Here is a 25,170-nt window from a genome sequence, read left to right as displayed (position 1 = left end):
GAGTGGTGCTCGGGAGCTGGTGGACGCGCTGAAATCGCTCGGGACCGAGATCGTCTTCGGGCTCCCGGGGGTGCACAACCTGCCGTTGTGGGAGGCGCTCGCCGAGACCGACATCAAGCTCGTCGGGGTCCGGCACGAGCAGACCGCGGGGTACGCGGCCGACGGTTACGCCCGTGCCACCGGCAAGCTCGGCGTCGCCATGGTCACCACCGGGCCCGGTGCGGCGAACACTCTCGGCGCGGTCGGCGAGGCCATGGCGTCCGCGGCTCCGGTGCTGGTCATCGCCACCGACATCCCGTCGACACTGCGGCGTCCCGGCGTTGTCCGCGGCGTGCTGCACGAGACGTCCGACCAGCAGGCGATGTTCGCGCCGGTGACCAAAGGCGGCTTCACCGTGCGGGCCGCCGACCAGATCGGCACCACCGTGCACCGCGCGGCGCGGCTCGCGCTGCAGCCGCAGAGCGGCCCGGTCTACCTCGGGGTGCCCACCGACTACCTGCGCGAGACGGTGCCGCACCGGCGGCCGCCCGCGCCGCACCGCAAGCCCGAGAGTGACGTCCCCGACCTCGCCCGGGCCGAAGCGATGCTCTCCGACGCGCAGCACCCGCTGATCTGGGCCGGCGGCGGCGCGCTGCGGTCGGGGGCCGGAGACGCGATCGGCGCGCTCGCCGAGAAGATCGCCGCGCCGGTGATCACCACGTTCGGCGCGCGCGGCCTGCTCCCGCTCGACCACCCGTGCCTGGCCCCGAACCCGGTGCACACGCCGGAGGTCGGCGAGCTGTGGGACGAGGCCGACGTCGTGCTCGCCATCGGCACCGACTTCGACGGCCTGATGACGCAGAACTGGCTGATGCCCAAGCCGCCCCAGCTGATCGCGGTCAACGTCGACGCCGACGACGCCGCCAAGAACTACCCGCCGGACCTGACCCTGGTCGGGGACGCGCGCGCGATCGTCGAGCGGCTGCTGCCGAAGCAGCGGTCAGGGCTGGACGACATCACGTTGCGGCTGGCCGGGATCGGCCGCCGCGTGCGCCAGCGGATCCGTGAAGAGGAGCCGCAGGCCTACGACCTGCTGTCCACTTTGGACGAAGTGCTGCCGTCGGACGCGGTGCTCGTGTCCGACATGTGCGTCGCCGGGTACTGGGTCGGCGGCTTCCACCGGGTGCGGGCGCCGCGCAAGCTCGCCTACCCGATGGGCTGGGGCACCCTCGGGTACGGCTTCCCGGCGTCGCTCGGCGCCGCCGCGGCCGGGGTCGGCCGGGCCATCTGCATCACCGGCGACGGCGGATTCCTCTACGCCTGCGGTGATCTGGCGACACTCGCGCAGGAACAGCTGCCGGTCACGGTGGTCCTGGTCGACGACGGCGGTTACGGCATGCTGCGGTACGACCAGGAGCGCGAAGGCCTGCCGCGTCGCGGGGTCGACTGGGACAGCCCGGACTTCGTCGGTCTGGCCCGCTCGTTCGGGGTGCACGCGGATCGCGTCTCCGGCTTCGGGCGGGCGTTCCGGCGGCTGCTCGGGGAGTTCGTCGAGTCGGACGAGCCGAACGTGCTGGTCGTGAAGGCCAAGCTGAAGCCGCCGCTGAACACTTCGCCGCGGTGGTACCGCAAATGAGGATCGGCGTCGACATCGGTGGCACGTTCACCGACCTCTGCGCGGTGGACGGCACCGGGATCACCGCCGTCGGCAAGGTCCTGACCACACACGACGAGCCGGCCCGCGCGGTCGAGGCGGGCCTGGCCGCGCTGCTCGCGGAGTCCGGTATCGCCGCCGGCGACGTCGAACAGGTGGTGCACGGGACGACCCTGGTGACCAACGCGCTGATCGAACGCAAGGGATCACGGACGGCGCTGCTCGCCACCGCCGGTTTCCGCGACGTCCTCGAGATGCGCCGCGAGCACCGGTACGAGCTCTACGACCTGCACCTCGAACTACCCGAACCGCTGGTGCCGCGACACCTGCGGTTCGACGTCCCGGAGCGGATCCTCGCCGACGGATCCGTCCACATCGGACTTGACGAGGAGCACGTCGCGCGGCTCGGGCGGGAGCTGGCCGCTCGGGGGATCGAAGCGGTCGCGATCTGCTTCCTGCACTCGTTCACGAATCCCGCTCACGAGCGGCGCGCGGCCGAGGTCCTGGCCGAGGTCGCGCCGAACCTCCGAGTGGCACTGTCGTCGGACGTCGTGCCGGAGATCCGCGAGTTCGAACGCGCGTCGACGACGGTCGCGAACGTCTACGTCCAGAACCTCACCGAGCGCTACCTGCGTGACCTCGAACACCGGCTGCGGCGGCTCGGGATCACCGGGGCACCGCACATCATGCTGTCCAACGGCGGACTGGCCACTGTCGACACCGCCGCCCGGCACCCGATCCGGATCCTGGAGTCCGGCCCGGCCGGTGGCGCGCTGGCCGCTGCGTCCCTCGGACCGGCGGACCTGCTGGCCTTCGACATGGGCGGCACCACGGCGAAGCTGTGCCTGATCGCCGGTGGCGCGCCGCTGGTGACGCACCAGTTCGAAGTGGACCGCAAGTACCGGCTGCTGCCCGGGTCCGGGCTGCCGGTGCAGGTGCCGGTCACCGACATGATCGAGATCGGCGTCGGCGGTGGCTCGATCGCCCGGATCGACGCGCTCGGCCTGCTCACCGTCGGCCCCGATTCGGCCGGGTCCGAACCCGGACCGGTCTGCTACGGCCGCGGCGGCGCCGAGCCCACGGTGACGGACGCCGACCTGGTGCTCGGCTACCTCGACCCGGGTTACTTCCTCGGTGGCGACATGCGCCTGGATCGAGAAGCCGCGCGAAACGCCATCCGTGAGCGGATCGCCGAGCCACTCGGCGTCAGTGTCGAAGAAGCCGCGTGGGGCATCCACACGAGTGTCAACGAGGACATGGCGAACGCCGCGCGGGTGCACGCCGTCGAGCGTGGCCAGGACCCGGCGAAGCTGCCGATGTACACCTTCGGCGGCGCGGGCCCGGTGCACGGTGTCGGTGTCGCCCGCGCGCTCGGGGCGCCGTCGGTTGTGGCGCCGCCGGCCGCCGGAGTGCTGAGCGCGGCCGGGTTCCTCACCGCGCCGCTCGCGTTCGACTTCGTCCGCTCCGCCCGCGCGGCCGTGCAAGACCTGGCGTGGGAACAGGTTGACACGCTGTTCGCCGAGATGGAGGCCGAGGGGACGGCGCTGCTGGCGAAGTCCGGTGTGGACGAAGTCACGCACCGGCGGATCGCCGAGATGCGGTATTCGGGGCAGGGTTACGAGATCCGCGTCCCGGTCCACGGTGGCAGCTGGCCCGATACCCTGATCAACGAGTTCACCGCCACCTATCGTGCGCTCTACCGGCGCACCGGGCCCGCGGTCGGCGTCGAGGTGCTGAACTGGCGGGTCGTCTCGAGCGGGCCCGCGCCCGACGTCACGCTGCGACTGGCTGCGTCGGAATCGCCTGGTGACGTGCACAAGGGCACCCGGAAGGCCTACTTCCCCTCGGCCGGGGGATTTGTCGACACGGCGGTGTTCGACCGCTATCGGCTGAAGCCCGGCGACCGGGTCGACGGCCCGGCCATCGTGGAGGAACGCGAGTCCACTGTGGTCGTCCCGCCCGGCGCGCACTGCGTCGTCCGGGCGGACGCCGGGCTGGAGGTGACGGTGTGAGCGTCGACCCGATCCTGGTCGGGCTCTTCGGCAACCGGCTGCACTCGATCCTCGCCGAGCAGCAGAACGCGCTGGTCAACACGGCCTTTTCCGCCGTGGTGCGTGAATCGCTCGATCTGGCCTGCGCGGTGTTCGACTCGCGCGGCGAGATGATCGGCCAGTCCGTAGGCGGCACGCCGGGCCACATCAACGCGATGGCGACCGGCATGCACCACTTCGTCGCGGCTTACCCGCCGGAAACCCTCGAGCCCGGCGACGTGCTGCTCACCAACGACCCGTGGCAGACGGCCGGGCAGATCAACGACATCACCGTCGCAACTCCGGTGTTCCGGAACGGCCGCCTGGTCGCGTGGTTCGCGTCGTGCTGCCACGCACCGGACATCGGCGGCCGGCTGGTGTCGGCCGAGGCCCACGAAGTCTTCGAAGAGGGCCTGCGGCTGCCGATCCTGAAGTTCCTGCATGCGGGTGAGGTCAACACCGACATCGAACGACTGATCCGGGCGAACGTGCGAACGCCGGAGGAGACCATCGGCGACCTGTACGCGCAGGTCACCGGCAACGAGGTCGGCTCGGCGAGCCTGCTGCGGCTGCTGGACGAATTCGGCCTCGACTCACTCGACGACGTCGCCGCCGAGATCATGAGCCGCTCCGAAAAGGCGCTGCGTGACGCGCTGCGGGCGCTGCCGGACGGGACGTACACCAACAAGATCGTCACCGACGGCTTCGACGACGAAGAGATCGTCCTGTGCGTTGCGGCCACTGTGGACGGTGACGAGATCCACCTCGACTTCGCAGGTTCGTCACCGCAGAGCCGTCGCGGGATCAACGTCGTCCTGAACTACACACGCGCGTATGCGTCTTTCGCGGTCAAGGCGGCGATCTCCCCGGAGGTGCCGCACAACGCCGGGTCGTTCCGGCCGGTGCACGTCACCGCGCCCGAAGGGTCGGTGCTGAACTGCCTGCCGCCGGCTCCGGTCGCGTCCCGGCACCTCATCGGGCACTTCCTGCCGTCGCTGCTGATCGGCGCGCTGCCCGCCACGGCGATCGCGCCGAGCGCCGACGCGTTGTGGATGACCATCTGGCGCGGACCCGGGTTCATGCTCAACGTCTTCCAGACCGGCGGGATGGGCGCGCGGGTGGACAAGGACGGCTTGACCACCACCGGGTTCCCGAGCGGCTTGCGCTCGACGCCGACCGAGGTCATCGAGACGATGGCGCCGCTCGTCCAGCACTCACGCGAGTTGCGGGTGGACTCCGGCGGCGCCGGACGGTGGCGCGGTGGCCTCGGCCAGGTGACGACGATGGCTGCGCGCGGCGAGTTCTCCTGGAGTGTCAACGGGAACGTCGACCGGGTGCGGGCCGCGGCGTCCGGAGTGGACGGCGGATTGCCCGGCGCGGTCGGCCGGTTCGGCTTGCACGACGGGGAAGACCTGCCCGCGAAGAGCCGGGTAACCCTGCCTGCCGAGTCTGTTGTGGACGTGACGCTGCCCGGTGGTGGTGGTTACGGGCCGCCGTTCGAACGACCGGTGACGGCGGTGCTCGCCGACGTCGTCGAGGGGTACGTCTCGGTCACGGCGGCTCGCGAGATTTACGGCGTCGAAGTGCGGTACCTCGGAAAACCGGACACTCTGGTCCGGCTGCCCGAGGACTACTCGGTGGACGAAGAGCAGACAGCACGACTGAGAGCGGGGAAGTGATCATGGGTCGGTTGGCCGGCAAGGTGGCGGTCGTCTTCGGCGGCGCGCGGGGCATCGGCCTCGCCACGGTGAAGGAGTTCCTCGCCGAGGGTGCGACGGTGTTCGCTTCCGACATCCGCGAGCCCGCGGAACAACTCGACGGCTACCGGCACGCACGAGTGGACGCCACCGACGAAGACGCCGTCGCGGCGTTCGTCGACGGCGTGCTCGCCGAGACGGGCCGGATCGACGTGCTGTTCAACAACGTCGGCATCCACCTGGGCAAGCCGCTCGCCGAGACGACACTGGCCGAGTTCGACAACATCTTCGCGCTGAACGTGCGCGCCGCGTTCCTCGGCACCCGCGCCGTGCTGCCGCACATGATCGAGCGCAAGGCCGGCAGCATCATCACGACCTCGTCGAACGGCGGGGTGATGGGCCGCCCCGGTGACCCGGTGTACAACGCCACCAAGCACGCGCTGGTCGGGCTGACGAAGTCGATCGCCGTCGCGCACGCCCACCAGGGCATCCGCGCCAACACGGTGAACCCCGGCGCGATCGACACCGACATGCTGCGCAGCACGCTCAACTCGCCCGAAGAGTTCGAAACCAAGCAGCACCAGCTCGTTGCGAGCACTCCCGCGGCGCGCGTCGGCGAGGCGTGGGAGGTCGCGAAAGCCGTGGTGTTCCTGGCGAGTGACGAATCGCGGTTCATCAACGGGGTGGTGCTGCCGATCGACGGCGCGAAGGCCGCGGGCGCGATGCCGGGCCACCGCTACAGCCTCGATTTCGAGCTCGGCGTCAGGTAGCGCCGTGACCGTCGATGCCTCGGGGCTGGAGAGCGAGCGGCACCAGCTCGAACGCAGTGGCACCGCCGAGCGGGTCGCCGCGATCCTGCGCCAGTACATCACCGACGGCGTTTTCGCCCCCGGTGAGCGGCTGTCCGAGCCGGTGATCAGCTCGGCGCTCGGCGTTTCGCGCAACACCCTGCGCGAGTCGTTCCAGCTGCTGGCCCACGAGCGGCTGGCCGTGCACGAGCTGAACCGCGGGGTGTTCGTGCGTGAGCTGACCGTCGAGGACGTCGAAGACCTCTACGTCGTGCGCCGCGCCACCGAATGCGGGGCCCTGCGCCGCGCGGCCGAACGGTCCACTGTGGACCTGGCGCCGGTCGAGCGGGCGCTGCGCGACGGCCAGGAGGCGGCGGCCGCCGAGAACTGGCCGGCTGTCGGCACCGCCAGCATCCACTTCCACCAGGCCCTCGTCGACCTCGCGGGCAGCGAACGCATCTCCGCGACGATGCGCCAGGTGCTCGCCGAAACCCGGTTGTTCTTCGTCCTCAACGAGAACACGCGGGAGTTCTACGAGCCGTTCCTCACCTGCCACGAGAAGATCCTGCGCGACCTGCGGCGGGGGCGGTTCGACGCGGCGGAGGCGGCGCTGGACCGCTACCTGCGTGACGCCGAAGCCCGGCTGCTCGCGCTCAGCGAGGCCTGAGCCGTCGCGAACACCACCGTGAACGAGTGCGGCTCGCGGGCGGCGGTGGCCCGGTACGTCCCGTCGGCGCCGGCGGACCAGTGGTACCGCGTCATGGTGCCGACCACGTGGGTCACGACGTAGCCGTCCGGGAGAGGACGCGCCTCGGCGGCCGGCGCCCCGGTGAGGAGCAGGGCGGCCACGGCGGCGGCGATCCTCGCACGGGGGAGCATGGTTTCACTGAACCCTCCGCGACCGCCGGACCGGAAAGGATTCGAGCCGGTTCAAATCCGTCACGGCGGCTGTTACCGTCAGTCGGTGTTCACGCTGCGGGTCGACGCCGAGACGGTGGCCCGGACGCGGTTTTCGCCGTCGCCGGCCTCGGAGTCCCTGGCTTGGCTGAAGCTCACCGCCGCGGCAGGGCGCCACCCGGTGTTCGGTGATCCCGGCCCGCTCGCCCGCGCGGCCCTCGCGCACCCGGACGTCGCCCTGCTCCTGGGCCTGCTGCCGCGCGTCGGCGACGTCTACACGCCCGACCTGCTCACCCCGCAGCCCGGCACGGCCACCCGGCCCCGCGACCTGCTCGACGAGCAGATCGCGCAGATCGAGGCAACCGCGCAGGACGACCTCGAGGACCAGGTCTTCACCTACACCGAGGCCCACTGGAGCCGGCCGCTGCCGGCCGAGGCCCGCCGCGTCGCGGAGTCGGGACGGATGCCGCGGCGCCTGGCCGCCGGGCTCGCCCGGTTCTGGCGGGACGCCCTGGCCGAGGGCTGGACCGAGCTGCACTCGATCATCGAGCAGGACATCACCCACCGCGCGCAGACCATCGCCCGCCACGGCGTCGGCGGCGTGCTCGGCACGCTCCACCCCGACATCGGCTGGGCGGGCGACGCGATCACCTTCGCCGCGGCCTGGGACGGCGAAATCGACGTCGCCGGCCGGGAGCTGGTGCTCGCCCCCGGCGTGCTGAGCTGGCCGGGCTTCGCCGTCCAGGTCGACGTGCCCGACCAGCTCGTCCTCTACTACCCCGCCCACCGGATCGGGACCGGCCGCGACCACCGGCCGGGCAAGATCGCGCAGGTGGTCGGGGCCGCCCGCGCGGCGCTGCTGGCGGACCTCGAGACCGCGCGGTCGACCGCCGAGCTCGCCACCCGGATCGGCTACGCCCCGGGCACCGTCTCCTACCACCTCGGCGCCCTGCACCGCGCGGGTCTCGTCAGCAAAGTCCGCGACGGACGGTTCGTGCTCTACCAGCAGACCCCGCAGGCCGTCGTCCTGCTGGACGAAGCCTGACGGTCAGCAGGTGATCGTGGCGTTCGCCCAGTCGGCGTGGTCGTTGGTGTTGCCGTCCCCGCCGTCGTTCACCGCCAGCTCCAGCACCTGGACGCCGGACAGCTGCGCGGCGAGTGGCTGCGCCTTGTCGCCGGGGTGCATGACGCCGGTGGCGGCCAGCTCCTTGCCGTCACCGAGGATGCGGAAGCCCGCGCTGCCACCCGAGTTCTCGTCGTCCATGCCGACCAGCGCGCTGACCGAGGTGCAGGACGCGCCGAGGTAGATCCGGACGCTCGACGGCGCGTGCGCACCGATCCCGTCGTCGTAGCCGGTCCCGGCGATGGTGATCCGGTGGCCGTCGCCCAGCTTGCTCTCGCCGTTGCTGGTCCCGCGTTCGACCGGGCCCCAGCCGTTGTCGGACGACATCCAGACGGCCTTCGACAACGCCGTCGTGCCCGCCGCCGGCCGGGTGACCAGCGGTGACGTTCCTTCCGACGTCAGGTCGCGCTTGCCCCACGCGGTCAGGTAGCTCGTCTTCGCGGTGAGCGTGACGCGCTCGCCGGTGGGGTTGGCGGGCTTGAAGGTGACCTGGTGCTGCCAGGACTTCCCCGGCAGCACGACCGGTGCCGTGAACGAGCCGGGGCCGTCGAGCTGCCAGCCCGCCGGTGCCGAGACGCTGGTGCGGACCTGGGCGATCGGCGTGCTGCCGTCGTTGGTGATCCGCAGGGTCGTGGTCAGCGGCCGGTCGGCGGGCACGTAGTCCGGCGCCGGGAGCGCCAGCGTGGTCATCGGCGCGGCCGCCGGGTGCGTCGACGGCCAGACGCGGAACACGGCCGAGCCGTGGGACGGGACGGCGGCGCGGAGGGTGCCCGCGGTTTCGGACTCCGTGCCGCTCCAGAGGTCGCGGACGCGGTAGCTGTGCCCCTTGAGCCCGAGCTCCTTCGCCGTGGTCTGCAGTTCCGCGGACGCCGAGCCGCGGTTGAACAGCACCACCGCGGCCGAGCCGTCGGACATCGGCTTGGCCCAGACCTCGGTGTCACCGTCGTCGCGGATCTTGTGGCCCTGCGTGCCGGCCCAGTCCTGGTCCAGCGCGATGACGTCCTTGTTCTCCAGGATCTTCTTGTTCGCCGGCGACATCGCGGGCAGGTCGTTGCCGGCCAGCAGCGGCGCGTTCAGCAACGCCCAGAGGGAGAAGTGCGAGCGGTACTCGGCGTCGGTCATGCCGCCGTTGCCGACCTCGAGCATGTCCGGGTCGTTCCAGCCGCCGGGGCCCGAGTACTTCTCGAGGCCGGCCTGCTGGTCGAGGATGCCGGTCATGCTGCCCCAGTTGTCGCTGATGTCGCCGGTCGTGCGCCACAGCTGCGCGCCGGCGTCGCGGCCCCAGGTCCACGGGTCGTTCTCGCCCCATTCGCAGAGGGCGTAGATCATCGGGCGGCCGGTCTTCTTGATCGCGTCGCCCATCTTCGTGTAGCGCTCGATCGCGGGGCGGCCCTGGTTGTTGCAGTTGTCGTACTTGAGGTAGTCGACCTCCCAGTCGGCGAACGACTGCGCGTCCGCCTCTTCGTGGTCGAGGGCGCCGGGCATGGTCTTCTGGCAGGTCAGCGTGCCCGCGCTGGTGTAGATGCCGAGCTTGAGACCGAGCCCGTGGACGTAGTCGGCGAGCGCCTTGATGCCGTGCGGGAACTTCTCGTGGTTCGGTTCGAGCTTGCCGTCGGCCGTGCGGTTCTGTTCGGCCCAGCAGTCGTCGATGTTGACGTACTGGTAGCCCGCGTCCTTCATGTCGGACGCCACCAGCGCGTCGGCGGCCCCGCGGATCAGGTCTTCGTTGATGTCGCAGCCGAACTTGTTCCAGCTGTTCCAGCCCATCGGCGGGCGGTCGCCGACCCGCTGCGCGGCGAATAACTGAGGTTCGGCGGCCTCGGCGTGGGCGACCGTGACCACGGAAGTGCAGGCGGCGAGCACGGCGGCCAATCCAACAAGACGACGCATGGGTCCCTCCAGGAGTGCGCAACTCTGCACAGACTCACTCAACAATGAACAGGACGGGAGTGACTGTCGTCTACGTCCGTTAGTAGGTAATCCATTTCCCGGTCAGCGGGAGGTAGAAAGGGGCCGGACGCCGAGCCCGACGAGGAGCCGTTGATGCCCCCTGCCCCTGACGGATTCCGCCCGCTGGACGGGATCAAGGTCGTCGACCTCTCGCGCATCCTCGCCGGGCCGTACTGCACCCAGTACCTCGGCGAGATGGGCGCGGACGTGGTGAAAGTCGAGCCGCCGGGCCACGGCGACGACACCCGCGGCTGGGGCCCGCCGTTCGTCGGCGACGAGGCCGTCTACTACCTGGCGGCGAACCGGAACAAGCGCGGGATCGTGCTCGACCTCAAGAGCGACCGCGGGCGTGAGGCGCTCCGGCGGCTGGTCGCGGACGCCGACGTGCTCGTCGAGAACTTCCGGCCGGGGACGCTGGAGAAGTGGGGGATCGGGTACTCCGTCCTCTCGGAGCTGAACCCGCGGCTGATCCACGTTTCGATCACGGGGTTCGGGCAGACCGGGCCGTACCGCGACCGCGCGGGGTACGACCTGGTGGCGCAGGCCCTCGGCGGCGTCATGTCGCTGACCGGCGAGCCCGACGGCGCGCCGGCGAAGGTCGGACTGCCGGTGGCGGACCTGAACGCGGGGACATGGGCGATCATCGCGGTGCTGATGGCGTTGCAGGCCCGGCACACCACCGGCCGCGGCCAGTACCTCGACGTGTCCCTTTTGGACAGTCAACTGGCCTGGCACGTGTACGCGGCGGGCGCGTCCTTCTACGACGCGCCGCGGCCGCGCCGGATGGGCTCGGCCCACCCGAGCATCGTCCCGTACCAGGCGTACCACGTCTCGGACGGCTGGCTGATCATCGCGGTGGGCAGCGAAAAGCTGTGGCACGCGTTCTGCGGCGTGCTGGGTCTGGACATCGCTTCGGATCCTTCGTTTTCTTCCAACGCCATGCGGGCGGCCAACCGCGATGCGCTCAACGCACTGCTGGAGCCGGTGCTCCTGACCCGCACTGCGGCGGAGTGGACGAAGGACTTCGACGCGGCGGGCATCCCGGCGGCCCCGATCAACGAGATCGACGACGTCTACGCGGACCCGTGGACAGCGGCGCGCGACCAGGTGGTGCGGTTGCCGCATCCGACGGTGGGGACGTACTTGGGCACGGGGTTCCCGGTGAAGGCGTCGGAGACTCCGGCGCGGCCGACGTCCGCGCCGCCGACCTTGGGGCAGCACACTTCGGAAGTGCTCGCGGAGCTGGGGTATTCGGCGGAGGAGATCGCGGAGTTCCTGGACTGAGACTCAGTCCGCACCGGGTTTCCGGTGGAGGTAGTCGGTGACTGTCCGCCGGTTTGCGGCCAGCCAGAGGAGGCGCAGGCTGAGCAAGGTCAGGACGAGGCCCAACGTCCAGGCGGCGACACAGCCCAGAGCCAGCACGGCGAGTGCGCGGAAGATGATTCCCATGGGACTGGCTTGTGCGTACCTGATCATGCGCCGGAGGCCGAGTGGCTCGTCGGGAGTTCTGCGAAGCCATTTTTCGTAGCCGATCCCGCCGGGAACCTGAGGATCGCGTTCAGTTCTATGAGCTGCGAGCACCCGACCCAGCGGGACGCGAGGATGCTGCTGCTGAACGGGATGATCAGCAGCAGCGGAATCCGGCGGGCCGAGGTAGGCGTCGTCGCTTCGGCGGCCGAATGGGATGCGCACGCCCGCCAGGTCGGCGGAGTGGCGTCGCTGTTACAGGTTGTGTCACCGTTCCGGCCAACTCCAGGCCGCGAACTGTGCACGATGGAGTGTTCGCGCTCTTCGCTTCGCCCTGGTAGGGATGGGGGAGGGACTGAGGAGGACCGATGTCAGCACAGCCGAAGCACGCCCTCTGGCACCCGTTCGCCGACATGGGGTCGGTCGACGGGGATCGGATGGTCATCACCCGCGGCGAGGGCTCGTACGTCTGGGACGACGCGGGCCGCCGGTACTTCGATGCCACCGCGTCGCTCTGGTACGCGAACTTCGGCCACGGGCGCCCGGAAATCACCGAAGCCGTCACCAAGCAGCTGCAGACGCTCGACTCGTACAACCTGTTCGGTTACAACGCCAACGAGCCGGCCATCGAGCTGGCGGACCGCGTGGCCGAGCTGGCGCCGACGCCGGGGTCGAAGGTGTTCTTCGGCTCGGGGGGCGGGGACGTCATCGACACCGCCGTGAAGCTCGCGCGCGCGTACTTCGCGCAGACCGGGCGGCCCGAGAAGGTGCACGTCATCGGCCGGGCGCAGGGGTACCACGGCACACACGGCTTCGGTACCGCGGTCGGCGGCATCCCCGCCAACGCGAAGGACGTCGGCCCGCAGCCGCCGGAGTTCTCGCACGTTCCGTTCGACAGCGCCGAAGCGCTCGAAGCCGAAATCCAGCGGGTGGGCGCGGCCAACGTCGCGGCCTTCTTCTGCGAGCCGGTGATCGGTGCGGGGGGTGTGCTGCTGCCGCCGGACGGGTACATCGAGGCCGTCGCGGAGATCTGCCGGCGTCATGACGTGCTGTTCGTCGCCGACTGCGTGATCGCGGCCTGGGGCCGGCTCGGCACCTGGTTCGGCATCGACCGCTGGGCCGTCCAGCCGGACATGATCACCACGGCGAAGGGCATCACCGGCGGCACCATCCCGCTGGGCGCGCTGATCGTGGCCCCGCGGGTGGCCGAACCGTTCTTCACCGGCGCTCCGGGAGCACCGATCTTCCGCCACGGCGCGACGTACGCGGGTCACCCGGTGGCCTGCGCGGCGGGCTTGGCGACGCTCGACCTCTACGAACGCGACGGCCTGATCCCGCGCGGCCGTGAGCTGGAGAAGCCGCTGGCCGACGCGGTGTCCGCCGTCAGCGACCACCCGCTGGTCAAGGAGATCCGCGCCGGGCTGGGCTTCCTCGCGGCGGTCGAGCTGACGGCCGAGGTCATGGACGCGGACCCGGGTGCGCCGGTGAAGCTGCAGCGCGCCTGCCGCGACGAAGGGGTGCTCGTCCGCAACCTCGGCCGCGGGATCGCCGTGTCACCGCCGCTCGTTGCCGCCGAGCCGGAGCTGGACCTGCTGGCGGCGGCCCTCCCGAAGGCCTTGGGCCGCCTGGGCTGACGCGGTGAACGACTCTTTCCTGTCCTCCGACAGCAGGAAAGAGTCGTTCACCGGACGCTACCGGGACGTCATGCGCCACACCGGCACGTTGACGACGGACTCCGACATCCTGCGCAACATCGGGTCCTCGGGCACCACCGTGAAGCGCCACTTGTCCACGCCGCCGCCCATGATTTCGGCGTACCGGCGGGCGCCGTCGGCGTTGGCGAAACGCACCTGCTGGCCGTTCGTCAGGTGGGTGATCTTGACCGCCACAACAACCTCCCGAAGTCTGTGGGCCGGCCCGCGGAGCTTCCCCCTCCGGGACCGGCTCGCACAGTAGAACACATGTTCGACCGGGTGCGCCAGTGGATCCCCCACGCAGGGGAGGAAAAGGCAAAACTGCAGGTCAGAGTGGTCGGATCATCGCGACGCGCGGCCAGGCGTCGAGGCCGCGGGCGGCCTCGGCACGACGGATCTCACGCAGCCCGGCGCCAATTTCCGCCTCCTCGAGGACGCGGAACCGCAGCCGCTCGTAGTACGGCGCGTTCCACGGAACGGCCGAGAAAGTCGTGAGCGTCAGCGCCGCCAGACCACGCTCCCGGGCCCACGCGGCGAGCGTCTCGATCAGCGCGCTGCCCAGACCGCGCCGCGCGTGGCTCGGCCGGACCGAGACCTGCTCGACGTGCGCGTGCCCGTCGACGACCTCGGCGACGAGGTAGGCCACCGGCCGGTCGCCGTCGTCGACGCTCACCCAGGCGCGGCCGCCCTCCTGGTACACCGCCAGCTCGGCCACCGAGCCCGGGTCGTCGTCGGCGATCGCGGCCATGCCGACGTCGCGGAAAAGACTGCCGGCCTCGATTTCGACGTTGATCAAGGCGGGCAGGTCGTCGGGGCGCGCGAGCCGGATCACCCGGCCCTTCCTACGCGCCCTCCCGGGGTTTTCACAGCGAATAAGACGAAATCGAGCGCTGGATGCGGGTCGCGTACTCCTGCAGGGCGGTGATGGCGGTCTGCCGGGCCGCCTCGGTGATCCGCGCGGCCGGGCCGGCCAGGCTCAGCACGGTCGGCCGCCGGCCGAACGTCTGCACCGGCACCGAACAGGCCCAGACGCCTTCGTCGATTTCCCCGGAGCTGACCGAATAGTGGTTCTCGAGCGCGTGCTTCAGTTCGTCACGAATGGCGGTACCGCGTTGTTCGACGATCGAGGGCAGCCGCCGGTCGCGCTCCATCTCGGGCAGCAGCGCGAGCAGCATCTTGCCGGACGCGCCGAGACCGAGCGGCATCGAATGCCCCGGCTCGAAGGTGAACCGCATGGCGCGATCGCACTCGACGCGGTCCGCGCAGACGGCGGCGTCGCCGAACTGCTGGAAGAGCATGATCGTCTCGCCGAGCTCCCGGGCCGCTTCCTCCATGGCCGGCTTCGCCAGCAGGACGAGGTCGTTCGCCAGCTGCGCGGCCCGTGCCAGCGGCATCACCTGGCTGGTCAGGTGATAGCGCCCGGCCCGGCCCTCTTCGAGCAGCTGCAGCTCCTTGAGGAGGGCCACGTAGCGGTAGGTCGTCGCGACCGGGGTGCCGATCGTCGCCGCCAGCTCGGCGACGCTGGCCTCCCACCGTCTCTCCGAAAACGCGAGCAGCAGCTGCAGGACCTTGCGGGAGCTGCTGGCGCCGGGGGTGCGGCGCGGGGAAGTGGTGGCGGGACCGTCGACGGCACTGACGGCAGGCGTCATCATGACCTCTCGGTGAGCAAAAGACCTTCGCTGTCACACGGGGTGAATAAATTAGCACGTTGTGTGAAACGAAGGCCAGCATTCCGCCGACGACCCGCCTTTCCGGGAAAAACGCGGGTCAGAGCGTGAGGAACTCGCCCGGTTTCGTCACCACCGGTGATTCGACGTAGAGACCGCGGTACTCGTCCTGGATCCCGGAGTTGTGCACCTGCAGCGCGAGCGGCCCGACGCGCCCCGCGGTCTTGTCCGTGAACCGCAGCACCTCGACACCTTTGCAGGTCACAGTCGTCCCGGTGAGCGGGCAGCACGCCATCCGGGCCACGCCGGTGGCCAGGTCTCCGATCAGCTCGCACTGGGCCCACTTCTTGATGTCGATCGTCGGGTGCGGCAGCTGGGTGAACAGTTTGCCGCCGCCGTCGTTGTGGCCGGGCCGGTAGTCCCAGTGGCCGCCGTTCGGCGGCTGGAACTGGATCGCGCTCAGCGCGTCGCGGATCGGATCGGTGGTGCCCCAGATCAGCACGGTCGGTTTGTGATTGCCCTTGACCTGCCGGACATTGAATATCCACCGAAACGTGCCGACCTGCGTTTTGTTGTAGTACAACCAGCCGCGCGCGGTGCCATTACCGTGGATGACGCCGTTCTTCGCCGACCACAGGCCGGCTTTCGACGATGTCCAGGCACTCAGATCGGTGCCGTCGAACATCGTCACCAGGTTCGGGTCGCCGTAGGGGTTTTCCGCGGCCGTCGCGGCCGGCGCCAGAGCCGAACCCCCGACGATCCCCGCGGCCAGCACGCCAAGGAGCTTGCGGAACATCCTGCCGTCCTCTCGTGAACGCGAACTGCGGTCGAGGTGTCGGACGGCGGACTTCACGCTACGAGCCGCGCGGGTGGAGCGTCAACCGAGGTCCCCGCTGAGCGGGTCAGCCACGTTCCAGGAACGGCGTCAGCAGGCCCGGGACCGCCCGGTCGGCGAGCTCCAGCCCGTCGGTCTCCGCGACGTCGAGCACCCGGTAGTGCCCCTTGCCCGCGGCGACCGGCGCGATCACCGTGACCAGCCCGGCCCGGCGCTGGAAGTACGAGCGCTCGACGACGACCCCGGTCAGCCCGTCGCAGCGGACGGCCACCGTGGCGCGGTCCAGCGAGCCCGAGCGCGTCACCAGGTAGCGGCCGGTGAAGGCGTGCCCGAGGCCGCGGTAGCGGTCCCAGCCGACCAGCACGGCGAACGGCAGCAGCACGAGTGCGGCCTGCCACGGCCAGTCCGGCAGGGCGCCGAGCCACGCCAGGCCGTAGAGCGCGGCGGCGAGCAGCAGCACACCGGTGACGGCGCGGGAGATCCGCCGGTACAGCGCCCGGCGCGGGTGGCGCACCAGCGGCGTCGCCGACGGATCCTCGCCGAGCACCTCCGCGACGACCTCGTGCGCGCGCGCGACCGGCGCGGGCGGCAGCAGCAGCCCGCCGCCCTTGTCCGCGCCCTTGCCCTCGCGCAGGCCGCCGGCGATGGCGACGCAGCGGGCGCCGCCGGCCAGCCGCAGCGGCAGCGGCTCGCGGATTTCGACCCCCCGCAGACGGTCCTCTTCGATCGACACCGAGCGCGTCGTGATCAGCCCGCGCCGGATGTGCAGGGTGCCGGCCGGTTCGCGGGTGAGCCGGAAGTTCCAGAACGACAGCACGTACCCGCCGACCGACAGCACCGACACGAGCACCAGCAGCCCGGCCGCGGCGAGCACGAGGCTCAGCCACGTCGGGGTGTCGGCGAAATGTCCGACGACCGCTCGGACCAGGGAGAACTGGATCGGGTCGAAGTGCAGTTCGTGCGCGAAGTGGTACACCGTGCCCACGGCGGCGCCGACCACCGCCAGCCCGGACAGCGTGAACGGCGCGTACCGCAGCCACTTCTTGTCAACGGCGGCGACCAGCTGCTCCGGCGGCGCGACGGCTTCCGGGTCCGCGGTCTCGGTCTTGCGGTGCAGCAGCAGCGTCCGCAGCCGCTGCGCTTCCGCGACGGTGACGGCGTCGAGGACGAGCTCGTCCTTGCCCGGTCCCTTGCCGTGCGAGTGCCGCCCGGTGCCGATCCGCGCCGCGGCCAGGGAGAACAGCCGGTGCTTCGGCTCGGAGGTGACGTCGACCGTGCGGATCCGGTCGCGCGGGATGGCCCGTTGTTTGCGCAGCAGCAGCCCGGTGTGCCATTCGACCTGCGACCCGGTGATCCGGTAGCGCGAGGTCAGCACGTGCGAGATGCCGGTGCACACGGCGATCGCGGTGAAGGCGAGGCCGATCCACTGCCACGGCTCGCCGTGCCCGAACAGCAGCGCGCCCAGCAGCACCGGCAGCGACTTCACCAGGTCCAGCACCGGCCGGATGAGCAGCATGCGCCGGTCGAGGTGGTGCCACGGCGCGTCCTGCGTGCCTTCGGCCGGCGGTGTCACGACCGCTTCGGCGACCGGTGCGTCGGCGGGGCTCACGTCGCGTCCCCTCGGACGGCTTGGGTCGTCTTCGTGAGCTCGTCGGCCAGCTCCAGCGCACGGTCGTGCCGCAGGCCCGCGATGCGCAGCGGGCCGGCCGCGGACGCCGTCGTCACGGTGATCTTCGCCAGTCCGAACAGCTGCTCGAAGGGGTCGCGCTCGATGTCGACGGTCTGGATCCGCGAGACCGGCGCGATCCGCCACTCCTGCTTCAGCCAGCCCGCCTGCGTGTAGACGGCCTCGTCGGTGACCTCCCAGCGGTGCACGCGGTAGCGCCACTGCGGCATCACGATCAGGTGCAGCGGAGCGAGCACGCCCGAGACGATCAGCGTGACGTCGAGGAACGCGGGCGGGTCGTCGCTGGTCAGGACGATGACGGTCTGCACCCCGATGAGGACGATCCACAAGATCGCGGCGGTCGCCGTCCAGTAGCCGATGGCCCGCCGGCTGACCCGGTGCGCCGGCGGCCGCAGCCGCAACGCCGTGTTCGTCGTGTGTTCGCTCACCGCTCAAGCGTGCCCGATCGGCGACTTGCGTGCCCACGACAAGTGTCACGATGCCGATCCGGTCCGGCTTCGATCGCGTGCCGTTACGATCAGCGACACCGTCGGCGGAATGGAATCCCCGTACGTGTGTGTTGTGCTTGGTGGATTGCTGTAGCAGCGAGCAGGAGGATCCGGTGGGATTCGATCCCGACGACCTGTACGAGGTGGACTCGGACGTCCCCGACCTGACCGGAGCGGTGCTCATGCACCACTTCGAAGGGTTCATGGACGCCGGTTCGGCGGGCCGTCTGCTCGCGGAGCACCTGCTGAGCGGTGAGCACCGCGTGATCGCCCGCTTCGACGTCGACCGGCTCATCGACTACCGCTCGCGGCGGCCGACGATGACCTACGCGGTGGACCACTGGGAGGACTACGACGCGCCGGAGCTGGTCGTGCACCTGCTGCACGACGCCGACGGCACGCCCTTCCTGTTGCTGTCCGGCCCGGAGCCGGACCACGACTGGGAGCGCTTCTGCGCCGCGGTCCGCAACCTCGTCGAGCGGTGGGGCGTCCGGCTGACCGCCGGGTTCCACGGCATCCCGATGGGCGCGCCGCACACCCGCCCGCTCGGCGTCACCGTGCACGCCACCCGCAAGGACCTGGTCGGCGAGCACCAGCCGCTGCCGAACCGGCTGCAGGTGCCGGGCAGCGCTGCCGCGCTGCTGGAGTACCGGCTCGGCGAGTGGGGGCACGACGCCGTCGGCTTCGCCGCGCACGTGCCGCACTACCTCGCGCAGTCGACGTACCCGGCGTCGTCGCTGATCGTGCTCGACGCGCTGAGCCGCTCGACCGGGCTGAGCCTGGCCGAAGGTGAGCTGCGTGCGGCCGCGGAGCTCGCCGACGCGGAGATCAACCGGCAAGTCGCGGAGTCGGACGAGGTCGCCGACGTCGTCCGCGCGCTGGAGCGGCAGTACGACACGTTCATCGAGGCCTCCGAGCGGGGCAGCCTGCTCGCGGAGTCCGTCGAGCACATGCCGACCGCCGAGGAACTCGGCTCGCAGTTCGAGCGGTTTCTCGCGGAACAGAACGGCGGGGACGGCCCGGAACGCTGATGACGCGCTACGACGAGATCGGCGTCGGCTACGCGCTGGGGCGCCGGACCGACCCGCGGTGGCTGGCGCCGGTGCTCGACGCGCTGGGTGACGCGCGTTCGGTGGTCGACGTCGGGTCCGGAACCGGTTCCTACGAACCGCCCGGCCGCCGTGTTGTCGCGGTCGAGCCGTCCGCGGAGATGATCCGGCAGCGCCGTCCCGGCGCCGCGCCGGTCGTCCGCGCGGTCGCCGAGGCGCTGCCGTTCGCCGCGGGCACGTTCGACGCCGCGTTGGCGGTCCTGACCGTGCACCACTGGCCGGACTGGCGCCGCGGCCTCTCCGAACTGCGCCGGGTCGCGCGGCGCCAGGTCGTCCTGGCCTACGACACCCGGCTGCACAACGACTTCTGGCTGGTGCGCGAGTACGTGCCGGAGGTCGCTTCGCTGGAGTCTTCACGTCCGTCGGCGCCGGAGATCGCGGACTTCCTCGGCGCGTCTTCGGTTTCTTCGCTGCCGGTGCCGTGGGACTTCACGGACGGCGTGTTCCCGGCGCACTGGCGGCGTCCGGAGGCCTATTTGGACCCGGCGGTGCGCCGGTCGTGCTCGGCGCTCGCGCAAACGTCACCGGCCGCCGTCTCGCGGGGGATGGCCCGGCTGCGGGCGGACCTCGAATCCGGCCGCTGGCAGGCGGAACACCGCGAGCTGCTGGACCTCCAGGAGTGGGACGCGGGGTTCCGGCTCATCGTGGTGTGAGCTTCAGTCCGGCCAAGCCGCGAGCTTGCCGACGGCTTCGGAGGTGCGGAGGAAGCCCTCGTCGCCGAGCACTTCGCGCAGTTGCGCGTTGAACTCCTCGATCTCCGGTGCGACGCGGACCAGCGCGTCTTCGCCCGTGGCGGTCAGCTCCAGCACCACCGCGCGGTGTTCGCGGGGGTGGGCGCTCCGGCCGACCAGCCCCGCGTCGGCCAAGCGGGTGACCATCGTCGTCACCGCCGACTCGCGCTGGCCGAGCCGCGCGGCGAGCTCTCGCTGGGTCAGGCCGCCTTCGCGGATCGCGAAGAGCGCGCCGAGCTGGGCCGTCGTGATGCCGGCCGCGGCGAGGCAGCGGCGGTCGGCGGCGACGCGCAGCCGGTGGGCGGCCTGCTGGAGCAGGAAGAACAGGCGCTGGTCGGGTTCGGGCACACCCCGATCTTGACAGCCGGGCCGCCGTCGCGCCATTCTCGCTTCACTAGTGAAGTGAGGATGCCGTGATCGATCTGGACTTCGCTCGCCGCGGCCTGGCGAGCCAGCCGTTCAGCCGCCTGCTCGGCGCCCGGCTGACCGAGTTCGGCGCCGGCGGGGCCACGCTGGAGCTGGACATCCGCGACGAGCTCAAGCAGCAGAACGGCTACCTGCACGGCGGCGTCCTGGCCTACGCCGCCGACAACGCGCTCACCTTCGCCGCGGGCACCGTGCTCGGGCCGTCGCTGCTCACCGCCGGGTTCACGATCGACTACCTCCGCCCGGCCACCGGTGTCACGCTGCAGGCCCGCGCCACCGTGGTGCAGGCCGGCCGGTCGCGTGCCACCTGCCGGTGCGAGGTGTACACAGTGGACGGTGGTGGGGAGGCGACCCTGTGCGCCGCCGCGCAGGGGAGTGCGCGCGTGGCGCAGCCGCGTCAGGTACCGTCCCGAAATGGAAACCCGTTCACCGGTAACAAAAACTCTGAGGCGGACGCTGGGTAAGCTGCTGCACCGGGTCGCCGCGAAAGTGGACGACCCGTACACCGAACAGCTGAACCGGATGGCCGGGGAGCTGCGGGAGGACATCATCCGCCAGGGTGACCGCCTCCTCGATCGGGTGGTGGAGTTCGAGATTCGCAGCCGCCGCGCCATCGTCTACGCCGGTGACCAGGACGCGGCGCTGGAGAGCAACGTCTTCGCCCGCGAGAACCTGGTCGGGGCCCGGCACTTCGGACGTCCGAACGAGACACTCGAGTACGCGCTTTCCCTGGCGCCGCAAGGCGGAATGGCGCTCGAGTTCGGCGTCGCCTCCGGGAACACGCTGCGGGCGATCGTCCGCGCCCGCGGCGGCGAAGAGGTCTACGGCTTCGACTCCTTCGGCGGGCTGCCCGAAGCGTGGCTCAACGGCATGCCCGCCGGCGCGTTCGCCCGCGACGACCTGCCGGACGTTCCCGGCGCCGAACTGGTCGTCGGCCTCTTCGCCGACAGCCTCCCCGGTTTTCTCGAGCGCCACGACGGGCACGTCGACTTCCTGCACGTGGACGGCGACCTCTACAGCTCCGCCAAGACCGTGCTCGACCTGTGCGGGCCGCGGCTGCGCGCCGGCAGCATCGTGCACTTCGACGAGTTCTTCAACTTCCCCGGCTGGAAGCGGCACGAGTACCGCGCCTGGACGGAGTACGTCGAGCGCACCGGCGTCGAGTTCGAGTACGTCGCCTACACCTACAACGACAACCAGGTGACGGTGAAGATCACGAAGCCGTAGGCGGCCCGTCGAGGATCTCGCGCAGCTCGAGCGTGCCGGTTTCGGCCCACGGGTGCCGCGAGGCGGCCGCGACCGCCGTCTCCCGATCGGGGCAGTCGAGGACGACGAACCCGCCGACCTGCTCCTTGGTCTCGGCGAACGGCCCGTCGGTGAGCAAGACGTCGCCGTCGCGCACGCGCAGCGTCTTCGCTTCGGCCGGTGGTTGCAGACCGGTGCCGACCTGCTTGACGCCGCGCCGTTCGAGCTCGGCGCCCCAATCGTGACAGCGTTGCGCCATCTCGGGACCGGCGGCTTCGGCGGCGGTCTCGTCACCGCACAGCAGGAGCAGGTAGCGCACGGCGCCAGCATGCCACGCGCGGCTCAGCCGTGGCAGCCTTCTTCGTTGAGCGGACCGAACGAGGGCAGGACGAGCCCGCACAGGTAACCGTCGATCCACCGGCCGTTCCCGGTGAGGTTGACCCCGAGCCGGACCAGTGGCGCGAACCCCTTGATGCCGGCGGCGAGCGCGTCCTGGTTGCGCTGCAGCATCGACGTCAGCTGGTCGAGCTGGGTGAGCAGCGGGCCGAGCCGGGTGTTGTTGTCGTCGATCAGCCCGGAAAGCTCGGTCGCGAGCTGCCGCGAGCCGTCCAGCAGCGCGCTGATCGCCTGTTCGCGGTTGCTCACCTCGGAAAGCAGGTGGTTGCCGTCGTCGAGGAGCTGTCGCACGGCGGCGTCGCGGTCGACGAGCGTCCGCGAAACCACCCGGGTGTTGCCCAGGAGCGAGGCGAGCTGGTGGTCCCGCGTGGCGAGCGTGTCCGAGAGCCGGGACAGCCCGGTGAGCGCGGCGCGGACGCTCTGCGGTGTGTTCACCAGTGTCGCCGACAGCGTGTCGAAGCTCTTCGCCAGCTGGGTGGTGTCGATCCGGTCCACAGTGGACGAAAGCTCGCCGAACGCCGCGAGCACGTCGTAGGGAACGCTGGTGCGGGAGCGCGGGATCGGGTGGCCCGGGTCCAGCGTCCCCTCGCCCTGCGGGTCCAGGGCGAGGTACTTCTGGCCTAGCACGGTCTTCAGCCGGATCGCCGCGCCCGTCGTGTCACCGAGCCAGGCGCCCTTGGCCTTGAAGGAAACCAGCACGTGGTCACCGCGCAGCTCGACGTCCGACACCCGCCCGACCTGGACCCCGGCGATGCGGACGTCGTTGCCCTCGAACAGCCCGGCTGCTTCACTGAACTCGGCGGAGTAGGTCGTGCCGTCGCCGATCACCGGCAGGGACCGCGCGTTGAGTGCCGTGACCACACCGAGGGCCAGCGCCGCCAGGCCGACGAGCGCCGTCCTGACCGGGGCGTCCGGGGCCCGGCGTATTGACATGGCGTCAAGAGTGACGCACCTCACGCCGGGCCGCCAGCCGGGTCCCCCGAAGAGACGAAGATCGCCGCGTCACACGGCGGTGAGCGCCGGGTACTCGCGGTACTCCACCGCGTTGGCCGCGCGGTCGGTCATCCAGGTGAACACCTTGCCGAACAACCGCGTGCTCAGCATCCGGTAGGCGCGGTTGCGGCTGCGGATCTTCGCGGCCGTGCGCGGCGCGAGGAAGTTGCCCGAGCCCTTGCCGTTCTTCTGCCCGACCGTGGCCGGCTTGCGCAGCCGCTCCTCGTACTTCGCGAACGCCGTCACGTGGTCACCGCCGGCCGCGGCGAGCTCGCCGGCCAGCACCTGCGCGCCCATCATCGCGAGCCCGGTGCCGGACCCGCCCGGTCCCGCGCACCACGCGGCGTCACCGAGCAGCACGATGCGGCCCTTCGACCAGCGGTCGAGGTGGATCTGGCTGATGGAGTCGAGGTAGAGATCGGTTGCGGCGGGCAGCGCCTCGAGGAGCTTCGGCGTCTCCCAGCCGGTGTCCGCGAACAGCTGCGCGACGAGCGCGCGCTGTTCGTCGGCGGAGCGGCGGCGGAACTCGACACCGTCGGCCGCGAAGACCAGGCCGACGTGCAGCCGGTCCGGCAGCCGGTGACTGCCGACGGTGAGGCCGCGGCCGGGCTCGTTGTACATGATGCTGGTGTGGTCCAGGCCGAGGTGGTTGGGCGCGGTGAAGCCGGCGATGCCGAAGCCGAGGTCACGGCGGAAGTCCGTCTCGGGCCCGAAGGCGGCGGCCCGCACCCCGGAGTGCACGCCGTCGGCCCCGACGACCAGGTCGAACGTCCGCGGCGCGCCGCGGGAGAAGGTGACGTCGACACCGTCCGCCGTCTCGGTCAGGCCGGTGACGCGGTCGCCGAAGACGTACTCGGTGTGGTCCTTGGTGTGGTCGTAGAGGATGCGCGCGAGGTCGCCGCGCAGGATCTCGACCTCCCCGCTCCAGGCGGCGCCGGGCACGGTCAGCGACGGCCGCGCGTCCGGCCCGAGCACGGTCTGGTCGCCCATCGCGGTCTCGTGGCGGCGGACGTCGCCGAGGATGCCCATCGCCTCGAGGAGCTTCACCTGTTCCCCGCGGAAGTCGACGGCCTGGCCGCCGGGCCGCAGCGCGGGAGCGGTTTCGACGACGGTCACGCGGTAGCCGCTGCGGTGCAGCCAGTAGGCCGCCGACGGGCCGGCGATGCTGGCCCCGGACACGAGCACGGTCTTGGCGGTCATCGGAGGTTCCTCTCGGGTCGGTGGTGATGACCCGAGAGTGCGCGAGGCCGCTGACCGTCCGCGCACGGTTCGCTGACGGTTCGGCCGGTGGTGCCCGGTTCGAGTGGTTAGCATGACGCCGTGGACCGTTCCGCCGCAGGCCGGATCCAGGACGACGAGGGACTCGTCGAGGCGCGCATCCTGGACGCCGCCGCGCACCTCATCGCCGAGGACGGGTTCGGCCGGCTGAAGCTCGGCGGCGTCTGCGCCCGGTCGGGGTACGCGCGGTCCGTCATCTACCAGCACTTCGGCGACAAGGACGGGCTCGGGCAGCGGCTGGTCGAGCACGCCGTCGAAGAGTTCACCAACGCCTACAGCGAGGCCGTCGCGGCCCGGACGGGCTCGGCCACCGCCACCCCGATGGACATGCTGCGCGCGCTGCTGGACATCATCTTCGAGCTGATCCGCACGATGCCGACGCTCAACCAGGCGTTCCTGGCCCTGTGGGGCGACGCGGCGGCGGAGAACTCGGCCCTGCGCGGCGCCCTGACCGAGGCCGACCGCCGCTTCCGGTTCGCCATCGCCCAGACCGTGGCCAGCGGCGTCGCGGACGGAACCATCACCGGCGTCCGCGACGCGGACTCGTACGCGTCGGCACTGCTCGCCCAGCTGCGCGGCATCTCGATGCAGGCCCTGGTCGACCCGGACGGCGTAGACCTCCGCGGCGTCCGAGCCGAACTGGAACGCGGCATCGACCGCCTGTCGTCAAGCTTCCGCGGCTCGATCTAGGTCCCGCTACAACGCGAACGCCACCGACCGCAGCACCACAACGGCGATGAACACGAGCGTGAACGCAAGGTCGAGCGAGATCCCCCCGATCCGCACCGGCCGCACCACCCGCCGCACCGGCCCGATCACCGGCTCGGTGGCCGAGTACGCGAGCCCCCGGGCCCGCTGCGCCCACGGCGGGCTGCTGCCCACCATCCCGACCCAGTCGAGCACCATCCGCGCGATCAGCACCAGCATGTACAGGGTCAGCGCGAACCCGAGCAGTGTCCCAAGAGCACCCATGGCTCCTCCCGTCCTCTGTCACCGGGACAACGTGCGGAGGAGATGTCGAGTGCCTGTTGTGTCC

At 70.9% G+C, this 25,170-nt stretch carries 27 protein-coding genes; 13 read left to right on the top strand and 14 right to left on the bottom strand.

What is annotated here, in order from left to right; all coding sequences use genetic code 11:
- Positions 1 to 19: 19 nt before the first annotated feature.
- From ACIA5G_RS22475 to ACIA5G_RS22455, 5 genes are read left to right on the top strand one after another with little or no spacing between them, the layout of a single operon-like run.
- On the top strand, positions 20 to 1,615 hold the full coding sequence (locus ACIA5G_RS22475; protein ID WP_395926510.1) for a thiamine pyrophosphate-binding protein: 1,596 nt from the start codon (positions 20 to 22) through the stop codon (positions 1,613 to 1,615).
- The gene (locus ACIA5G_RS22470; RefSeq protein ID WP_395926098.1) at positions 1,612 to 3,645 is read left to right on the top strand and encodes a hydantoinase/oxoprolinase family protein; all 2,034 of its coding nucleotides are present in this window, start codon (positions 1,612 to 1,614) and stop codon (positions 3,643 to 3,645) included. Before ACIA5G_RS22475 ends, ACIA5G_RS22470 begins: the two co-directional genes overlap by 4 nt.
- On the top strand, positions 3,642 to 5,342 hold the full coding sequence (locus ACIA5G_RS22465; protein ID WP_395926096.1) for a hydantoinase B/oxoprolinase family protein: 1,701 nt from the start codon (positions 3,642 to 3,644) through the stop codon (positions 5,340 to 5,342). Before ACIA5G_RS22470 ends, ACIA5G_RS22465 begins: the two co-directional genes overlap by 4 nt.
- Before the next feature lie 2 nt (positions 5,343 to 5,344).
- On the top strand, positions 5,345 to 6,130 hold the full coding sequence (locus ACIA5G_RS22460; RefSeq protein WP_395926094.1) for an SDR family NAD(P)-dependent oxidoreductase: 786 nt from the start codon (positions 5,345 to 5,347) through the stop codon (positions 6,128 to 6,130).
- A 4-nt stretch (positions 6,131 to 6,134) separates the two neighbouring features.
- Positions 6,135 to 6,815, top strand: a complete 681-nt coding sequence (locus tag ACIA5G_RS22455) for a GntR family transcriptional regulator (protein WP_395926092.1) — start codon at positions 6,135 to 6,137, stop codon at positions 6,813 to 6,815.
- On the opposite strand, the gene ACIA5G_RS22450 is transcribed toward ACIA5G_RS22455, so the two are convergent.
- A complete protein-coding gene (locus tag ACIA5G_RS22450) occupies positions 6,767 to 7,027 on the bottom strand; it encodes a hypothetical protein (protein ID WP_395926090.1) in 261 nt (86 codons plus the stop codon). The genes ACIA5G_RS22455 and ACIA5G_RS22450 overlap by 49 nt on opposite strands.
- 85 nt (positions 7,028 to 7,112) lie before the next feature.
- Here ACIA5G_RS22450 and ACIA5G_RS22445 point away from each other — a divergent pair, with 85 nt between their 5' ends.
- Positions 7,113 to 8,090 carry a helix-turn-helix domain-containing protein gene (locus tag ACIA5G_RS22445; RefSeq protein WP_395926088.1) on the top strand — a complete coding sequence of 326 codons (978 nt, stop codon included), beginning with the start codon at positions 7,113 to 7,115 and terminating at the stop codon, positions 8,088 to 8,090.
- Positions 8,091 to 8,093: 3 nt separating this feature from the next.
- On the opposite strand, the gene ACIA5G_RS22440 is transcribed toward ACIA5G_RS22445, so the two are convergent.
- Positions 8,094 to 10,058 carry an NPCBM/NEW2 domain-containing protein gene (locus tag ACIA5G_RS22440; RefSeq protein WP_395926086.1) on the bottom strand — a complete coding sequence of 655 codons (1,965 nt, stop codon included), beginning with the start codon at positions 10,056 to 10,058 and terminating at the stop codon, positions 8,094 to 8,096.
- A 153-nt stretch (positions 10,059 to 10,211) separates the two neighbouring features.
- On the opposite strand from ACIA5G_RS22440, the gene ACIA5G_RS22435 reads away from it, so the two are divergent.
- The gene (locus ACIA5G_RS22435) at positions 10,212 to 11,402 is read left to right on the top strand and encodes a CaiB/BaiF CoA transferase family protein (protein ID WP_395926084.1); all 1,191 of its coding nucleotides are present in this window, start codon (positions 10,212 to 10,214) and stop codon (positions 11,400 to 11,402) included.
- Positions 11,403 to 11,405: 3 nt separating this feature from the next.
- Here the strand turns inward: ACIA5G_RS22435 and ACIA5G_RS22430 are convergent, their stop codons facing one another.
- A complete protein-coding gene (locus ACIA5G_RS22430; protein WP_395926082.1) occupies positions 11,406 to 11,567 on the bottom strand; it encodes a hypothetical protein in 162 nt (53 codons plus the stop codon).
- A gap of 386 nt (positions 11,568 to 11,953) precedes the next feature.
- Between ACIA5G_RS22430 and ACIA5G_RS22425 the strand changes: the two genes are divergently transcribed.
- Positions 11,954 to 13,219 (top strand): aspartate aminotransferase family protein, encoded by a 1,266-nt coding sequence (locus ACIA5G_RS22425; protein WP_395926080.1) that lies wholly within the window; start codon positions 11,954 to 11,956, stop codon positions 13,217 to 13,219.
- A 57-nt stretch (positions 13,220 to 13,276) separates the two neighbouring features.
- On the opposite strand, the gene ACIA5G_RS22420 is transcribed toward ACIA5G_RS22425, so the two are convergent.
- From ACIA5G_RS22420 to ACIA5G_RS22395, 6 genes are all read right to left on the bottom strand, one after another.
- Positions 13,277 to 13,474: a hypothetical protein gene (locus tag ACIA5G_RS22420; RefSeq protein WP_395926079.1), complete on the bottom strand. Its 198-nt coding sequence runs from the start codon at positions 13,472 to 13,474 to the stop codon at positions 13,277 to 13,279.
- 133 nt (positions 13,475 to 13,607) lie between these two features.
- Entirely contained in the window at positions 13,608 to 14,111 is a 504-nt protein-coding gene (locus ACIA5G_RS22415) for a GNAT family N-acetyltransferase (protein ID WP_395926077.1), read from the bottom strand.
- A 31-nt stretch (positions 14,112 to 14,142) separates the two neighbouring features.
- Positions 14,143 to 14,928, bottom strand: coding sequence for an IclR family transcriptional regulator (locus tag ACIA5G_RS22410; RefSeq protein WP_395926507.1), 786 nt, complete (start codon positions 14,926 to 14,928; stop codon positions 14,143 to 14,145).
- Positions 14,929 to 15,046: 118 nt separating this feature from the next.
- Positions 15,047 to 15,742: a family 16 glycoside hydrolase gene (locus ACIA5G_RS22405; RefSeq protein WP_395926075.1), complete on the bottom strand. Its 696-nt coding sequence runs from the start codon at positions 15,740 to 15,742 to the stop codon at positions 15,047 to 15,049.
- A 106-nt stretch (positions 15,743 to 15,848) separates the two neighbouring features.
- Positions 15,849 to 17,297 carry a PH domain-containing protein gene (locus ACIA5G_RS22400; RefSeq protein ID WP_395926505.1) on the bottom strand — a complete coding sequence of 483 codons (1,449 nt, stop codon included), beginning with the start codon at positions 17,295 to 17,297 and terminating at the stop codon, positions 15,849 to 15,851.
- A gap of 89 nt (positions 17,298 to 17,386) precedes the next feature.
- Entirely contained in the window at positions 17,387 to 17,896 is a 510-nt protein-coding gene (locus ACIA5G_RS22395; protein ID WP_395926073.1) for a PH domain-containing protein, read from the bottom strand.
- A 173-nt stretch (positions 17,897 to 18,069) separates the two neighbouring features.
- Between ACIA5G_RS22395 and ACIA5G_RS22390 the strand changes: the two genes are divergently transcribed.
- Positions 18,070 to 18,987, top strand: a complete 918-nt coding sequence (locus tag ACIA5G_RS22390) for a proteasome assembly chaperone family protein (RefSeq protein WP_395926071.1) — start codon at positions 18,070 to 18,072, stop codon at positions 18,985 to 18,987.
- A complete protein-coding gene (locus ACIA5G_RS22385) occupies positions 18,987 to 19,718 on the top strand; it encodes a class I SAM-dependent methyltransferase (RefSeq protein ID WP_395926069.1) in 732 nt (243 codons plus the stop codon). The genes ACIA5G_RS22390 and ACIA5G_RS22385 overlap by 1 nt, the downstream gene beginning before the upstream one ends.
- A gap of 3 nt (positions 19,719 to 19,721) precedes the next feature.
- On the opposite strand, the gene ACIA5G_RS22380 is transcribed toward ACIA5G_RS22385, so the two are convergent.
- Complete coding sequence (locus tag ACIA5G_RS22380; protein ID WP_395926067.1) at positions 19,722 to 20,144, bottom strand: MarR family winged helix-turn-helix transcriptional regulator; 423 nt, start codon at positions 20,142 to 20,144, stop codon at positions 19,722 to 19,724.
- Between the two features lie 65 nt (positions 20,145 to 20,209).
- Here ACIA5G_RS22380 and ACIA5G_RS22375 point away from each other — a divergent pair, with 65 nt between their 5' ends.
- Positions 20,210 to 20,686, top strand: a complete 477-nt coding sequence (locus ACIA5G_RS22375; protein WP_395926065.1) for a PaaI family thioesterase — start codon at positions 20,210 to 20,212, stop codon at positions 20,684 to 20,686.
- Positions 20,637 to 21,449: a class I SAM-dependent methyltransferase gene (locus ACIA5G_RS22370; protein WP_395926063.1), complete on the top strand. Its 813-nt coding sequence runs from the start codon at positions 20,637 to 20,639 to the stop codon at positions 21,447 to 21,449. Before ACIA5G_RS22375 ends, ACIA5G_RS22370 begins: the two co-directional genes overlap by 50 nt.
- Here ACIA5G_RS22370 and ACIA5G_RS22365 read toward each other — a convergent pair.
- The 3 genes from ACIA5G_RS22365 to ACIA5G_RS22355 all read right to left on the bottom strand — a co-directional run bounded on the left by ACIA5G_RS22365 (position 21,436) and on the right by ACIA5G_RS22355 (position 24,056).
- Positions 21,436 to 21,786, bottom strand: a complete 351-nt coding sequence (locus ACIA5G_RS22365; RefSeq protein ID WP_395926061.1) for a YciI family protein — start codon at positions 21,784 to 21,786, stop codon at positions 21,436 to 21,438. The two genes, ACIA5G_RS22370 and ACIA5G_RS22365, sit on opposite strands and share 14 nt — an antisense overlap.
- Before the next feature lie 23 nt (positions 21,787 to 21,809).
- Entirely contained in the window at positions 21,810 to 22,796 is a 987-nt protein-coding gene (locus tag ACIA5G_RS22360) for an MCE family protein (protein ID WP_395926059.1), read from the bottom strand.
- A gap of 69 nt (positions 22,797 to 22,865) precedes the next feature.
- Positions 22,866 to 24,056 (bottom strand): FAD-dependent monooxygenase, encoded by a 1,191-nt coding sequence (locus tag ACIA5G_RS22355; protein ID WP_395926058.1) that lies wholly within the window; start codon positions 24,054 to 24,056, stop codon positions 22,866 to 22,868.
- Positions 24,057 to 24,176: 120 nt separating this feature from the next.
- Between ACIA5G_RS22355 and ACIA5G_RS22350 the strand changes: the two genes are divergently transcribed.
- The gene (locus tag ACIA5G_RS22350; RefSeq protein ID WP_395926057.1) at positions 24,177 to 24,824 is read left to right on the top strand and encodes a TetR/AcrR family transcriptional regulator; all 648 of its coding nucleotides are present in this window, start codon (positions 24,177 to 24,179) and stop codon (positions 24,822 to 24,824) included.
- Positions 24,825 to 24,830: 6 nt separating this feature from the next.
- Here the strand turns inward: ACIA5G_RS22350 and ACIA5G_RS22345 are convergent, their stop codons facing one another.
- Positions 24,831 to 25,106, bottom strand: a complete 276-nt coding sequence (locus tag ACIA5G_RS22345) for a YggT family protein (protein ID WP_395926056.1) — start codon at positions 25,104 to 25,106, stop codon at positions 24,831 to 24,833.
- Positions 25,107 to 25,170: the final 64 nt, after the last annotated feature.

The organism is Amycolatopsis sp. NPDC051758 (genome assembly GCF_044453095.1).
In the GTDB taxonomy this organism is placed as follows: Bacteria; Actinomycetota; Actinomycetes; order Mycobacteriales; family Pseudonocardiaceae; genus Amycolatopsis.
Note: the sequence above shows the minus strand (reverse complement) of the source record. Positions and strands in the feature narration are given on the sequence as shown.